A 14,066-nucleotide genomic window follows, 5' to 3' on the forward strand; every position below is an offset into this window, starting at 1 on the left:
GTATCCGGCCTGGGATGCAGGAGCCTTACCTCTTTTTCGAACGCAGAGCCGCCTGATGTCCTGCAAGGGTACCAAAAATAATGATATCTGCCACCGCGTTACCGCCGATACGGTTAGCACCGTGGATCCCGCCGACCACTTCACCGGCTGCAAACGCGCCTGGCAGCACGTTGTGGTTGCTGTCCAGCACGCAGGTTTCGGTGTTGATGGTCACGCCGCCCATGGTGTGGTGCACGCCCGGCGCAATCTGAATGGCGTAGAATGGCCCTTCATTGATGGGCGCACGCAGCGCGGTGGTACGACCAAAGTCGTCATCATGCTGTTTTTCAACGAAACCGTTGTAACGTTCCAGGGTCGCCAGGAAAGCGTGGTAATCCATGCCGAGCGCTTCCGCCAGGGCTTTCGGCGAGCTGGCGCTGGTCACGAAGCCTTTGGCAATGTACTCATCCGCGGCTTTGTTTTTGGCGCGTACGTGCTCGTCAAAGACGATGTAAGCGTATTTCTCCGGCAGGGCGATGATTGACGCTGAGACTTTATCGCGGGTCGACATTTCGTTGTAGAAGCGTTCCCCTTTCTGATTGACCAGAATCGCCCCGCCCCCGCGGATGGATTCGGAAATCAGGTACGAGGTTTTCTGCTCTACGGTTGGGTGAATTTGAATCTCGCCCATATCGACAGTGCCAGCCCCGATACGCTCCAACAGCGCGATACCGCCACCGGTCGCCCCTTTATGGTTGGTGGTGACGAAACCTTCCAGATCCGGACGGTATTTCACGACCATCTGGCTGTTAGCGCTGAAGCCGCCGGTTGCCACAATCACGCTTTTCGCTGCCACGGTGATGGTTTCATTCTCTTCGGTGGTCAGGCGCACGCCGGTGACTTCACCGTTTTCGAAGAGAATGTCGCTGACGGAAGTATCCAGCATCACTTCGATGTTGCGTTTGTTGACATTACGCACCAGGCCGCTAATCAGGTAACCGCCCACCGCAGAACCGTCTTTTGGACGGTGAGTACGGTCGATGCTCATCCCGCCGGTGGTGGTGATGTCGTTCAGCATGATGCCGCGGGTTGCCAGCCACTCAATTGCCTGCGGCGCGTTCTCGACGAAGCGGCGCAGCAGTTCAGGGTTGTTCTTGTTGCCGCCACCTTTCAGGCTTTCCTGGTAGAACAGCTCTTTGCTGTCCTGAATGCCCTTCACACGCTGGAAGCGGGTTTCGGCGGCGTTCATCCCGGCAGAAGCTTTAATGGTGTTCCCGCCGATGGTTGGCATTTTCTCAACAATCAGCACGCTCGCGCCTTCGTCGTGAGCCTGAATCGCCGCCGCCAGACCGGCGCCGCCGCTGCCGACAACCACCACGTCCACGCTGCGGGTTTCGTTCGGGTCAACGCCCTCTTCCGCTGCCAGTGCTTTGCTGGATTTCAGCATTGCTTTAGAGACCGCTTTCTTCACCGCTTCACTCTGGCTGGTTGCGCCGGTGATGGCATCCACGTGCGGGGTATTGGCATCCAGAATGCGGGTGCGGATCTCTTCAAAGCTGGTGACGAACTCAACGTCTTCGCTCGGGCCAGACGCAAGCTCGATATCCGCAATGCGGTCAGTCTCCAGGCTGACGTTAATCACCAGCTCATTCGCGTCGTCCTGCACCTTCTCGGTGAACATGCCCGGTTTGAATTTTGATTCGCCCATGCTCATGTCGCGGATCATCGCTTCCACCAGCGAGAAGCGCCACAGCGGTTCAGGAATGTTCAGCGCCTCGCGCTGGGTGCTGTCCATAAACAGCTCCAGCGTTTCCCCGGCCGCGATGCGGTCGGTCCAGTCCGGATAGGCGATGGTGGCACGGCCCACGGCAATCAGGTCGTAACCGTGTTCCAGCGCTTCATTGGCATCGGCGGCATTTACCACGCCACCCACGCCCATGACCGGAACCTGCGCCAGCGTTTCAGAACGCATCGCGCAGTATTTTTCGATAAGCGGCGTTGGGTCCTGGGTGTCGACAATGGAAGGACGCAGGGTCGCGCCGACGGAGAAGTGCAGGTAATCCACGCCGCGCGCCGCCAGTTTTTCCAGCAGGTACATGGTGTCTTCAAAGCGGATGCCCGGCACTTCCAGCTCTTCGGGGGAGAAGCGGTAGCCAATAATAAAAGCGTCGTCCGCGTACTGCCGCACCATTTTGTGGGTGATATCCAGAACCGCCAGCGGGAACTTCGCGCGATTATCGCGGCTGCCGCCCCACTCGTCGTCACGCTGGTTAGAGTTTGGCGAATAGAATTGCTGAATCAGATAGGTGTTTGCCCCGTGGATTTCCACGCCGTCGAAGCCGGCCTGGATGGCGCGGCGCACCGCTTCACCAAACTTGCCGATCATGCCTTCGACTTCTTCGCCAGTCAGTGCCACTGGCGTTGCTGCGCCCTCACGCGGCGCGGCAACGGCACTTGGGCCAACCGGCGTACGGCCACCGATCAGTTTCGGGTCAACCATGCGGCCGCCGTGGTAGATCTGCAGCAGAGCCTTAGAGCCTTTGGATTTAATCGCCTCCGCGATTTTCGCCAGCCCGGCAATTTTCTCATCATTATCAATCCCGATCGCGCCCGGGAAGGCCAGACCGAGATCGTCGACGAAACAGCACTCCACAATGATGGTGCCGATACTGCCGGAACGGGCACGATAGTACTCCACCAGTTCACTGGTAACGGTGCCGTCGTAATAGCCGGTGCAGGTGGTCATAGGGGCCATTAACAAACGGTTTTTCAGTTCAGTGCCATTCGGTAATGTGAAGGGGCTAAGAATACGTTCGTTAGTGCTCATATTAGAAACTCCAAACTTTTAAAAAATTAAGAATTCGTTATCGGATTAGTTTTTAGTTCGTCGTTATTTGCCGATGTCATGATATTAATATAATGATTTTTTTAGTTTCTAAAGTTATTACGTTAGTTAAAAAACTATTTAATCCCTGCAATAACACAAATAACACATTGGTGTTAGCGAATGTAATTCAGTCATTCACAATAATTTAAAATTCGTTAAATAAAAATTGGTAAAACCAATTTCCATAACACTTGCAAAACCATTAAAAACAAAAAGATACAAAACAAATAAAAAATATATGTTACGAAAATGATAAAACAAAACAATAAAACAGATAATACCCACATACGCCTGAGTGGTTATTAATAAAAGCATAAAAATAACGCTGCAATTCTGTTTTTTTGATCGCGATCAATAGTTATGGCATCCAAAAGCGCAATATAAAAACATCATAATTTTTTAATTTAGCGCCACCATAAAAGCGTTAAATTGCTATTACTGAAAATACAAAACCGCACCTTTAATAACTAAAAAAAGCAAAGAAACTTAAGAAAGTGATTTTGTTTTTTCAGTACGACCGAATCTTTGACAACTTAAGACGTGAAACTATGAATACAAAAACTGCTGTAACGCCCCCTGTGGCGAACCAGGCATCAAATGGAAACGCAAAACGTCTGCTGATGATGGCACTGCCCGTCATCGTCGCCGTACTGCTGCTGTTTGTTCCGGTACCGGAAGGTCTGCCTCCTTACGCATGGCACTATTTCGCTATCTTCGTTGGCGTGATCGTCGGTTTGATCTTCGAACCGCTGCCGGGCGCGGTGATCGGTCTGACCGGCGTGGTCGCCATTGCCCTGTGCAGCCAGTGGGTGCTGTTCAGCCCTGAACAGCTGGCTGATCCGAAATTCAAGCTGGCAGGCGCCTCCTTTAAGTGGGCGGTGAGCGGGTTTGGTAACTCGACCGTCTGGCTGATTTTCGGTGCCTTCATGTTCGCCGCAGGCTATGACAAAACCCGCTTCGGCCGCCGTCTGGCGCTGATTCTGGTGAAATACCTCGGCCGTCGCAGCCTGACGCTCGGTTACGCGATTACGTTTGCTGACCTGCTGCTGGCACCGTTCACCCCGTCCAACACCGCGCGCAGCGGCGGGACCATCTACCCGATCATCGCTAACCTGCCGCCGCTGTACGGTTCTAAACCGAACGACCCAAGCGCGCGTAAAATTGGTTCGTACCTAATGTGGGTGGCGATCACCGCGGCCTGTATCACCAGTTCAATGTTCCTCTCCGCCCTCGCGCCGAACCTTCTGGCGCTGGCGCTGGTGAAAAGTACGGTTGGGATCGATATTTCCTGGGGCACCTGGTTCCTCGCCTTCCTGCCGCTGGGTATCCTGCTGATTCTGGCCATGCCGCTGCTGGCCTACTGGTTCTACCCGCCAGAAGTGAAGGTGAACAACGAAGTGCCGCTGTGGGCGACCCGTGAGCTGGAAAAACTGGGCAAACTGTCCCGCAATGAAATTCTGCTGCTGGTGTTCGTGTGCTGTGCGCTGCTGATGTGGATCTTCGCCGCCGCGTGGATTGAACCCGCTATGGCTGCCCTGCTCATCGTCGGCCTGATGCTGTGGACCGGCGTGCTGGAGTGGAACGATATCACCGGTAACAAAGCGGCGTGGAACACCTTCGTCTGGTTCGCCACCCTGGTTGCGCTGGCGGACGGCCTCTCCTCTACCGGCTTCATCAGCTGGCTGGGTAAAGAAGGTGGTCTGTTAATGAGCGGTATCTCTCCGGGCGTGGCGACCATCGTCCTGCTGCTGGCGTTCTACCTGCTGCACTACCTGTTTGCCAGCACCACCGCGCACACCACGGCGCTGCTGCCAGCGATGCTGACCATCGCCTCCACCATTCCGGGCATGAATATGGAAGTGTTCGTTCTGCTGATGGTGACCTCGCTGGGCGTGATGGGGATCATCACCCCGTACGGTACTGGCCCAAGCCCGATCTACTACGGTAGCGGCTACCTGCCAACCAAAGACTACTGGCGCCTCGGCACCATCTTCGGTGCCATCTTCCTGGCGGCCCTGCTGCTGATTGGCTATCCGTGGATGTCCATGATGTTCTGATTTCTGACCGCCGGGGCCTTCCTCCGGCGGTTTTATTTTTGTGGAGCAAGCTATGTCAAACAAACCGTTTATCTACCAGAACCCCTTCCCTCTTTCGCATGACGACACCGAATACTACCTGCTGACCAAAGAGCACGTCTCCGTTGCCGAGTTCGAAGGCCAGGAAATCCTGAAAGTGGAGCCGGAAGCGCTGACCCTGCTGGCGCAGCAGGCCTTCCACGACGCCGCATTTATGCTGCGTCCTTCCCACCAGCAGCAGGTTGCCGCCATCCTCAACGACCCGGAAGCCAGCCAGAACGATAAGTACGTTGCCCTGCAGTTCCTGCGCAACTCCGAAATCGCGGCCAAAGGCGTGCTGCCGACCTGCCAGGATACCGGCACCGCGATCATCATGGGTAAAAAAGGCCAGCGCGTCTGGACCGGCGGCGGTGACGAAGCGGCCCTGAGCCAGGGCGTGTATAACACCTACATTGAAGACAACCTGCGCTACTCCCAGAATGCGGCGCTGGATATGTATAAAGAGGTGAATACCGGTACCAACCTGCCCGCGCAGATCGATCTCTACAGCGTTGACGGCGATGAATACAAATTCCTGTGCATGGCGAAAGGCGGCGGCTCTGCCAACAAAACCTATCTCTACCAGGAAACCAAAGCGCTGATCACCCCGGCTAAGCTGAAAAATTACCTGGTTGAGAAGATGCGTACCCTGGGGACGGCAGCCTGCCCGCCGTACCACATTGCCTTTGTTATCGGCGGAACCTCGGCGGAAGCCACGCTGAAAACCGTGAAGCTGGCTTCCACGCGCTACTACGACGCGCTGCCAACGGAAGGCAACGAACACGGCCAGGCGTTCCGCGATGTTCAACTGGAACAAGAGCTGCTCCAGGAAGCACAGAACCTCGGCCTCGGCGCGCAGTTTGGCGGTAAATACTTCGCCCACGACATCCGCGTGATCCGCCTGCCGCGCCACGGCGCGTCCTGCCCTATTGGCATGGGAGTTTCCTGCTCCGCGGACCGCAACATCAAAGCGAAAATCAACCGCGACGGGATCTGGATTGAGAAGCTGGAGCACAACCCGGGCCAGTACATTCCTGAATCGCTGCGCCAGCAGGGTGAAGGCGACGTGGTCAGCATCAACCTGAACAAGCCGATGAATGAGATCCTGGCGCAGCTTTCCGCGCACCCGGTCTCTACCCGCCTGTCGCTGAACGGAACCATCATCGTGGCGCGCGACATCGCCCACGCGAAGCTGAAAGAGCTGATCGACAACGGCGAAGAACTGCCGCAGTACGTCAAAGATCATCCGATTTACTACGCGGGCCCGGCCAAAACGCCGGAAGGCTACGCGTCTGGCTCACTCGGTCCAACCACCGCAGGGCGCATGGATTCGTATGTGGACTTACTGCAGTCCCACGGCGCGAGCATGATCATGCTGGCAAAAGGCAACCGCAGCCAGCAGGTGACGGACGCCTGCCATAAGCACGGCGGCTTCTACCTGGGCAGCATCGGCGGCCCGGCGGCGGTGCTGGCGCAAAACAGCATTAAGAGCCTGGAGTGCGTCGCGTATCCTGAGCTGGGAATGGAGGCCATCTGGAAAATTGAAGTCGAGAACTTCCCGGCGTTTATCCTGGTGGATGACAAAGGCAACGATTTCTTCCAGCAGATCCAGAACCAGCAGTGTAAAGGCTGTTCACAGCGCTGAGTGCTTCCATACGTCCGGCAAGAGCGACAGCGTTTCAGCGATCGTGCTGCGCTTGTCGCTCCCCGGCTTCCAGATGGTGACCATCGTCTGACCAATCCCCTGGCTGCCCACTTCAGTGTGCAGCCTTTTTACGTTTTGCCACTGCCCGGCGTGAAAATGCGTCGGTAAGAATCCCCAGCCGCAGCCGCGCTCCAGCAAACCGCGCAGCATCTCCGGTTCATTGGTAAAGAGGGTATGCCCGGAAATCTGCAGGCGGCGCGCCACCGGCTCGTCCGAGGCGGGGTGCATGATGACCTGGGGCACCAGGGAGAGATCGAGCAGCGACAGAGGCGAAGAACGGTCAGCAAACAGCCCGCTGGCGGCATAAAAATCCATATCGATGGCACCCAGGGCGCGCCATTCCATATCATTGCCCACGCTGCGGTTGCGTGCCTGGCAGATGGCGAGATCCGCGTCGTTGTTCGCCAGCAGCCGTTCCGATTCATCCCGCGAGGCGCAAATAAGGCTCAGGCGGATTTTTCGCACCGCCATTTCCGCAATCACCCCGTGCAGAAAGGCTCTGGGCGTAAAAGGATCGTAGACCAGCGTCAGGTCCTGCGTGGCACCGTGCGGCACCTCTCTGGCAAACGCCTCAAAGGCTTTTACCTGCCGCATCAGCAGGTGCGCCTGGCGCTGAAGCTGTTCCCCTTCGGGCGTGAGCCGCAGGGTACGGCCGTCGCGAATAAACAGCGCGTAACCTAACCCATCCTCAAGAAAATCAACCAGATCGCGAAGCGTCGTTCGGTCCTTCTTCAGCGCCACCGCGGCTTTACTCAGGCTCCCGTTCTCGGCCACGGCGGTAAATGCCTCGAGCTGTGCAAAAGAGTAAATCAGTCCCGCCACGCTACGCTCCTTCTGTTTTTTGGGGGGATTTTCCCCCGCTACGCGTTTTTTATTATAGCCCCGGGGTTTTTAAACTGAAGCCGTTCCTAACCTGTAAGAGACGGATATGAAAAACAGAAAAGTAAACCATGCCCTGCTGGCGGGCCTTGTCTTCAGCACCCTGCTCTCCCCTGCGGCAGTGGCGGCCTGTAAAGGCACCGACCTCAGCGCCTGCCCTACCCCCTTCGACACCACGCTGCCTGACACCCATAAGATGCTCACCTGGAGTCAGGCCGATCGGGTGGTGGGCTTTCGCAATGACTACCGCAACTACACCGGGGATGTTTTCCGCCACGGTAACTCTGTGCCGCTGGAAATGTCGGACAAGCCGCTCACGGACGCACACTATCAGGTCAACGGCAGGCGCTACGGCCTTCAGGAGTACCTCCAGCGCCAGAACGTCAGCGGCATGCTGGTGCTGAAGGACGGCAAAATCGCCTGGAAGTATCTTGGAGAGGGCAATACCGACTCGACGCTCTGGACCTCGCGCTCGGTTGGGAAATCGGTGGTATCGGCGCTGGTGGGCGTGGCCCTCAAAGAGGGAAAGATCCACTCGCTTGACGATCGGATCACGCGGTATGAACCCGACCTGAAAGGTACCGCGTGGGATGGCGTGACGCTCAGACAGCTGATCACCCATACCTCCGGCGTGGCCTGGAACGAGGATTACACCAACCCTCACTCCGACTTTGCGCAGCTCACCGAGTGCGAGGCGAAGCCGGGTACCTATGACTGCGTGCGCAAGCTGGTGAAGGGGTTACGCAGAGCGCATCCGGCCGGAGAGAGCTGGTCTTACTCTTCGGGTGGCGCCTGGCTGCTGGGTGACGTGCTGGAGCGGGCCACCGGCATGACGCTCGCAGCTTATCTGGAGAAAAGCATCTGGCAGCCTTACGGCATGGCGAGCGACGGCGTGTGGCATGCCTACAGCAAAGGCCAGCACGACGTCGGCGCGCACGGCTTTAACGCCACGCTGGAGGACTGGGGACGCTTCGGGCAATTTATCCTGAACAACGGTACGCTGCCGAACGGCAAGACCATCCTGCCGGAAAACTGGATCCGGCAGTCGTCAGACTGGACGAAGGCCAAAGGCTCGGTATCAGACGCCCATCCCGAGGGGCTGTACGGCTATCAATGGTGGAACAATGAAGTGCCCGCGAACGCCACGGGCGTAGAGCCAACGGCACAGGATTCGCTAAAAGGTTCGCTCTGGGCGCTGGGCATTTTCGGGCAGATGATCGTGGTCAACCCGAAGGAAAATCTGGTCATCGTCCAGTGGTCTACCTGGCCGCAGGCGGAGCCGTCCTTCAGCGCCCAGCCGCTGGAAGCTTCTCTGATGTTTAGCGCGATTGCCAGGGCGCTGCGCTAAAATGCATCCGCCGGGTAATGAAGCGGTTACCCGGCGCATTCTGAAACGGGCCTCTGCGCCACATCACAAAATCGCAATATCAGAGACTTACACAATATTGGTGAATAAAAAGCCAACGGTTTGTTAAGTTATTGTTGCCATTAATTGTATTTATCAGCCGAATTATATTCATGCAAGAAATGCATCAGTCGATGCGGCATTTGCGCTTATCTAATTCCTCATCCTGATCCAGTTTTCAGAAACAGACGCGTAAAACGTCAACAATAAACTGGAGATAACCATGTTTTCCTCAACCTCACCTGCAACCGTACGGTCGAAAGCGGGCGCGATACTTCGCGTCACGTCCGGCAACTTTCTTGAGCAATTCGATTTCTTTCTGTTCGGCTTCTATGCCACCTACATCGCCCACACGTTCTTCCCGGCGAGCAGTGAATTTGCGTCGCTGATGATGACCTTCGCCGTCTTCGGCGCGGGCTTTTTGATGCGTCCAATCGGGGCAATTGTGCTTGGCGCGTATATCGACAAGGTGGGGCGCAGAAAGGGGCTGATTGTCACGCTGTCCATCATGGCGGCGGGGACCTTCCTGATCGTGCTTATTCCGTCTTATCAAAGCATCGGTCTGTGGGCACCGCTGCTGGTGCTGACGGGCCGTCTGCTGCAGGGTTTTTCCGCCGGCGCGGAGCTTGGGGGCGTGTCGGTCTATCTGGCTGAAATCGCCACGCCGGGCCGCAAGGGTTTTTACACCAGCTGGCAGTCCGGTAGCCAGCAGGTCGCCATTATGGTCGCCGCCGCAATGGGCTTTGCGCTGAACGCGATGCTGGAAGAGAGCGCCATCCGCGAATGGGGCTGGCGCATCCCGTTCCTGTTCGGCTGTTTAATCGTGCCGTTTATCTTCTTCCTGCGCCGCAAGCTGGAAGAGACGGAAGAGTTCAGCGCGCGTCGCCATCATCTGGAGATGCGTCAGGTCTTTAAAACGCTGCTTGGCAACTGGCAGGTGGTGGTCGCGGGCATGCTGATGGTGGCGATGACCACCACGGCCTTTTATCTGATCACCGTCTACGCACCCACCTTTGGCAAAAAGGTGCTGATGCTGAGCGCGTCGGACAGCCTGCTGGTCACGCTGCTGGTGGCGATCTCTAACTTCATCTGGCTGCCGGTGGGCGGTGCCCTGTCGGACCGTTTCGGCCGCAAGCCGGTGCTGATTGCCATGACCCTGCTGGCGCTGGCGACCAGCTACCCGGCCCTGACGCTGCTGGCGAGCGCGCCCAGCTTCTCGATGATGCTGAGCGTGCTGCTGTGGCTCTCCTTCCTCTACGGCCTCTATAACGGCGCAATGATCCCGGCTCTGACGGAAATTATGCCGGCTGAAGTGCGCGTGGCGGGCTTCTCGCTGGCTTACAGCCTGGCAACGGCGGTCTTTGGCGGCTTTACCCCGGTCATGTCCACCGCGCTGATTGAATACACCGGCGACAAAGCCTCGCCGGGCTACTGGATGAGCTTCGCCGCGGTATGTGCCCTGCTGGCGACGCTCTACCTCTACCGCCGCCGCGCGGTATCGCTGCAAAACACCGTCAAGTCAGAGGGGGCAGTATGAAACGCACTTATCGCTATACCGCCAGCGCGCTGGTGCTGACGTTCCTGAGCGTCAATGCCTTTGCCCAGGACGTGAAGGTGATGATCTCAGGCGGTTTTAAAGCCGCCCTTGAAAAGCTGGCCCCGGAATATGAACAACGGACCGGGGATAAAATTGTGATTATCCCCGGCCCCTCAATGGGCAATACGCCGCAGGCGATCCCAAACCGACTGGCGCGCGGCGAGAAGGCCGACGTGGTGATTATGGTGGGCGATGCGCTGGAGAAGCTCGAAAAGGCCAGCCAGACCCAGCCGGGTTCGCGAACGGAACTCGCGGATTCTCCCGTTGGCATGGTGGTAAAAAAAGGAGCGAAAGTACCGGATATCAGCAGCGATGCGAAACTGCGTGAAACGCTGCTGCAGGCCAGCTCCATCGCCTACTCTGACAGCGCCAGCGGCAGGTACGTCAGCCAGGCATTATTCAAAAAGCTGGGAATAGAAAAAGAGGTGGCCGGTAAAGCGACAAAGGTCGAGCGTATTCCGGTCGCCTCAGAAGTGGCCAAAGGAAAATACACCCTCGGTTTCCAGCAGGTTAGCGAGCTGTTGCCGGTTCAGGGCGTCACCTTTGTCGGGAAAATCCCTGACAATGTGCAATACATCACGCGCTTCGCGGGCGCGGTTACCCGCCATGCAGAACATCCCGGGGAGGGGAAAGCGCTGTTGACCTATCTCGCCTCACCGCCCTCAAGGGCCGTCATTACGGAGACGGGGATGATCCCCGTTACGCCCGGCGATACTGCTCGGTGATCTGCTTTTCCAGTTCAGCCGCAATATAAGACTGGATACGCCCCCGGCGCCGGATAAGTCCCACGGTGCGTTTCACTTCCGGCGCCATCAGCGGCAGATGCGTCAACAGCGTGTGCTCTGAGGTCGGCATTGACATGGCGGGAACGGCAGCGATGCCGATCCCCGCCTCAACCATACCGAGCATCGTGGTAACGTGACGTGTTTCGCAGACGCTGGGCCGCTCGGGAACGATATCCCCCAGCATCCGGTCGAGCAGATTGCGGTTGCCTGACGTTTTATCGAGGGAGATATAATCCTGCTGGTAAAACGTCTTCCATGTCAGGTGACTCTTCTGCGCCAGAGGATGATCCTTTCTGCACGCCGCGACGTAGACATCCTCCACCAGCGGGAAAAATTCGATTTCAGACGGCAGGTTTCCTGCAAAGCAGATACCAAAATCCGCCTGACTGCGGGCCACGGCGTCAATCACATTGCCCGCACTGCTGTCGATGAGCTTAATGCGAACACGCGGATAGCGAGACTGAAAACGCCGGATCACGTCAGGCATAAAGTAACAGGCCGCGGAAGGTACCGTGGCAACCGTGATCAGCCCCGTCCGCTCTTCACTGGCCTTATCGACATCCGCGAGCATTGACTCAACGCTGTCGAGCAGCTGCGCGGAGCGCTCGGCAAAGTTTTGTCCGTAGAGCGTCAGCGCCACGCGGCGGGTGGTGCGATCGAACAGCCTGTTTCCCAGCGCGGCTTCCAGCTTTTCAATCCTGCGGCTCAGCGCCGACTGGGATAAACAGATAGATTCAGCGGCGACACGGAAGTTACCGTATTCCACTAACGCTCTGAAAGCATAAAGATCGTTAAGGTCAAAATTCACGGGCATAGCGTCTGGATGTCCTGTCAGGGAATACGCAACAAAGTCAAAAATAATAGCGTCTTATTGACCTGCCGCAACCGGCCAGGCGTTGAAATACCGATCAGAGGTCGTTGAGGTGCAGGCGGACGTGCGCGGCGCGGTCAGCAATGGCCTGCCGATCCTCTTCCGTCATGTCCGCAAGCTGTTTAAAGACAATGCCCAGGCGGGGATTGTTACCGAGACGCGCCTGATTGCGCGCAAAGAAGTCCCAGTAAAGGGCATTGAAGGGGCACGCCTGTTCGCCGGTACGCTGGTTGTGTTGATACCGGCACCCCTGACAGTAATTACTCATTTTATGAATATATGACGCGCTCGAGACGTAGGGTTTACTCGCCAGTAACCCGCCATCGCCAAACTGGCTCATGCCGAGGGTGTTGGGCAGCTCCACCCACTCAAAGGCATCAATATAGACTCCCAGATACCATTCATGGACCGCCTGCGGCGACAGGCCGCTGAGCAGGCTAAAGTTTCCAATGACCATCAGGCGCTGGATATGGTGGGCGTAAGCCTCGGTGAGCGACTGCCCAACGGCATGCGCCAGGCAGCGCATCTGCGTCTTCCCCGTCCAGAACCAGTCCGGCAGCGGGGCGTGCTGGTCTAAGGCATTCAGCTCCCGATAGCCCGGCATCTGCGACCAGTAGATCCCGCGCACATACTCCCGCCAGCCGAGAATTTGTCGGATAAACCCTTCAACGGCAGGCAGCGGCGCGTGGCCCGAACGCCACGCCTGCTGGGCGGCCGCGACCACTTCCCGCGGATTAAGCATTTTAGCGTTCAGCGCGAATGAAATTAACGAGTGGAAAAGAAAAGGTTCCTCCGCGTGCATCGCGTCCTGCCAGTTTCCAAACTGCGGGAGCACGTGCGCGATAAAATCATCCAGCCTGGCTTTGGCTTCCGCACGGTTGAGCGGCCAGCGAAAATTGTCGGCCTGCGGTTCGCCGAAGGTCTTTACGCCACAGCGTTGGATCTCCGCCCATAAGGCGGAACGATCGTGGCAGGGACGCGCGTCCACCGGCGCGGGAGGCTCGCCGGACCAGCGCTTGCGGTTTTCAGCATCGAAATTCCATTTCCCCCCTTCCGGCTCGCCTTCAGAGGTTAACAGGACGCCGTGCTGACGACGCATTTCCCGATAAAAGTACTCCATTCGCCAGCTTTTGCGTGACGCAAAGAACGCGCTGACCTGTTCCCGAGTGGTGAAAAAATGCTCACTGCTGACGCAGGCCGTTTCAACGGAGACCGTATTCGCCCACGCCTGCAGCTGCGTATCAAGACGCCATTCGTCGGGCTCCTGCCATATCACCCTATCCGCGCCGTAATGCGCGACAAGCGCGTTGAGATTGTCTTCCAGCGCGCCGCGGTTTGAGCTATCGGAGAGTCGGACATACCTCACCCGATGCCCCTTCTCCTTTAACGCAGAGGCAAACGCCCGCATGGCGGCGAAGATAGCGATAACTTTCTGGGCGTGATGAAGCACATAGGCGGTTTCTGCCCGGAGTTCCAGCATCACGTAAATGACGTTCGGACTGCAGGTATCAAACCAGCTGTGATGCGGATTAAGCTGATCGCCCAGGATCAGACGCAGCTCGGTCAACGGTGGCTCCTGCGGCAACGCTCAGAACAGTATTTAACCTGATTCCAGCATTTCGCCCATTTCTTGCGCCACGTCATGGGCCGCTGGCAGTGCACACACAGTCGACTGGGCAGGTCCTGCTTGTTACCTTTGAAATCGCTCATCTTTTCAATACCGCACTGATTAATTCACCCCACCTGCGGATAAAGGCCACGACAGACTTCACAAAATGAAGGTGATGCCCGCAAACCGCTACCCACCGCTACGTACGAAATGATAGTTTATTCAGGCTGGATTT

The 14,066-nt window shown here is 57.1% G+C and carries 10 protein-coding genes; 5 read left to right on the top strand and 5 right to left on the bottom strand.

The window, feature by feature from the left end; translation table 11 throughout:
• Positions 1–25: 25 nt before the first annotated feature.
• The gene (locus ACMWJS_RS07965) at positions 26–2,806 is read right to left on the bottom strand and encodes a flavocytochrome c (RefSeq protein ID WP_196351842.1); all 2,781 of its coding nucleotides are present in this window, start codon (positions 2,804–2,806) and stop codon (positions 26–28) included.
• A 608-nt stretch (positions 2,807–3,414) separates the two neighbouring features.
• On the opposite strand from ACMWJS_RS07965, the gene ACMWJS_RS07970 reads away from it, so the two are divergent.
• Both ACMWJS_RS07970 and fumA read left to right on the top strand, forming a co-directional pair.
• Positions 3,415–4,923 (top strand): anion permease, encoded by a 1,509-nt coding sequence (locus ACMWJS_RS07970; protein ID WP_008500292.1) that lies wholly within the window; start codon positions 3,415–3,417, stop codon positions 4,921–4,923.
• A 52-nt stretch (positions 4,924–4,975) separates the two neighbouring features.
• Positions 4,976–6,625, top strand: a complete 1,650-nt coding sequence (gene fumA, locus ACMWJS_RS07975) for a class I fumarate hydratase FumA (protein ID WP_063622025.1) — start codon at positions 4,976–4,978, stop codon at positions 6,623–6,625.
• On the opposite strand, the gene ACMWJS_RS07980 is transcribed toward fumA, so the two are convergent.
• A complete protein-coding gene (locus ACMWJS_RS07980; RefSeq protein ID WP_045908145.1) occupies positions 6,614–7,507 on the bottom strand; it encodes a LysR family transcriptional regulator in 894 nt (297 codons plus the stop codon). The two genes, fumA and ACMWJS_RS07980, sit on opposite strands and share 12 nt — an antisense overlap.
• Before the next feature lie 106 nt (positions 7,508–7,613).
• Between ACMWJS_RS07980 and ACMWJS_RS07985 the strand changes: the two genes are divergently transcribed.
• From ACMWJS_RS07985 to ACMWJS_RS07995, 3 genes are all read left to right on the top strand, one after another.
• Positions 7,614–8,912: a serine hydrolase domain-containing protein gene (locus ACMWJS_RS07985; protein ID WP_414746899.1), complete on the top strand. Its 1,299-nt coding sequence runs from the start codon at positions 7,614–7,616 to the stop codon at positions 8,910–8,912.
• 280 nt (positions 8,913–9,192) lie between these two features.
• Positions 9,193–10,506, top strand: coding sequence for an MFS transporter (locus tag ACMWJS_RS07990; protein WP_048223899.1), 1,314 nt, complete (start codon positions 9,193–9,195; stop codon positions 10,504–10,506).
• Complete coding sequence (locus ACMWJS_RS07995; protein WP_414746900.1) at positions 10,503–11,291, top strand: substrate-binding domain-containing protein; 789 nt, start codon at positions 10,503–10,505, stop codon at positions 11,289–11,291. Before ACMWJS_RS07990 ends, ACMWJS_RS07995 begins: the two co-directional genes overlap by 4 nt.
• Here the strand turns inward: ACMWJS_RS07995 and ACMWJS_RS08000 are convergent.
• From ACMWJS_RS08000 to ACMWJS_RS08010, 3 genes are all read right to left on the bottom strand, one after another.
• Positions 11,266–12,165, bottom strand: a complete 900-nt coding sequence (locus ACMWJS_RS08000; protein ID WP_414746901.1) for a LysR family transcriptional regulator — start codon at positions 12,163–12,165, stop codon at positions 11,266–11,268. The genes ACMWJS_RS07995 and ACMWJS_RS08000 overlap by 26 nt on opposite strands.
• A gap of 94 nt (positions 12,166–12,259) precedes the next feature.
• On the bottom strand, positions 12,260–13,789 hold the full coding sequence (locus ACMWJS_RS08005; protein ID WP_414746902.1) for a cryptochrome/photolyase family protein: 1,530 nt from the start codon (positions 13,787–13,789) through the stop codon (positions 12,260–12,262).
• Entirely contained in the window at positions 13,786–13,932 is a 147-nt protein-coding gene (locus tag ACMWJS_RS08010; protein WP_414746903.1) for a DUF2256 domain-containing protein, read from the bottom strand. The genes ACMWJS_RS08005 and ACMWJS_RS08010 overlap by 4 nt, the downstream gene beginning before the upstream one ends.
• Positions 13,933–14,066 lie beyond the last annotated feature (134 nt).

The sequence above is a fragment of the Enterobacter sp. HK-058-C-ECC genome, from assembly GCF_047531125.1.
Taxonomy (GTDB): Bacteria; Pseudomonadota; Gammaproteobacteria; order Enterobacterales; family Enterobacteriaceae; genus Enterobacter; species Enterobacter quasiroggenkampii.

Bases quoted from the DNA above. Each gene is read 5' to 3' on its own strand.
- ACMWJS_RS07985 (WP_414746899.1), top strand. From the start codon at position 7,614: ATGAAAAACAGAAAAGTAAACCATGCCCTGCTGGCGGGCCTTGTCTTC.
- ACMWJS_RS07970 (WP_008500292.1), top strand. From the start codon at position 3,415: ATGAATACAAAAACTGCTGTAACGCCCCCTGTGGCGAACCAGGCATCA.
- ACMWJS_RS07995 (WP_414746900.1), top strand. From the start codon at position 10,503: ATGAAACGCACTTATCGCTATACCGCCAGCGCGCTGGTGCTGACGTTC.
- fumA (WP_063622025.1), top strand. From the start codon at position 4,976: ATGTCAAACAAACCGTTTATCTACCAGAACCCCTTCCCTCTTTCGCAT.
- ACMWJS_RS08000 (WP_414746901.1), bottom strand. From the start codon at position 12,165: ATGCCCGTGAATTTTGACCTTAACGATCTTTATGCTTTCAGAGCGTTA.
- ACMWJS_RS07990 (WP_048223899.1), top strand. From the start codon at position 9,193: ATGTTTTCCTCAACCTCACCTGCAACCGTACGGTCGAAAGCGGGCGCG.
- ACMWJS_RS07965 (WP_196351842.1), bottom strand. From the start codon at position 2,806: ATGAGCACTAACGAACGTATTCTTAGCCCCTTCACATTACCGAATGGC.
- ACMWJS_RS08010 (WP_414746903.1), bottom strand. From the start codon at position 13,932: ATGAGCGATTTCAAAGGTAACAAGCAGGACCTGCCCAGTCGACTGTGT.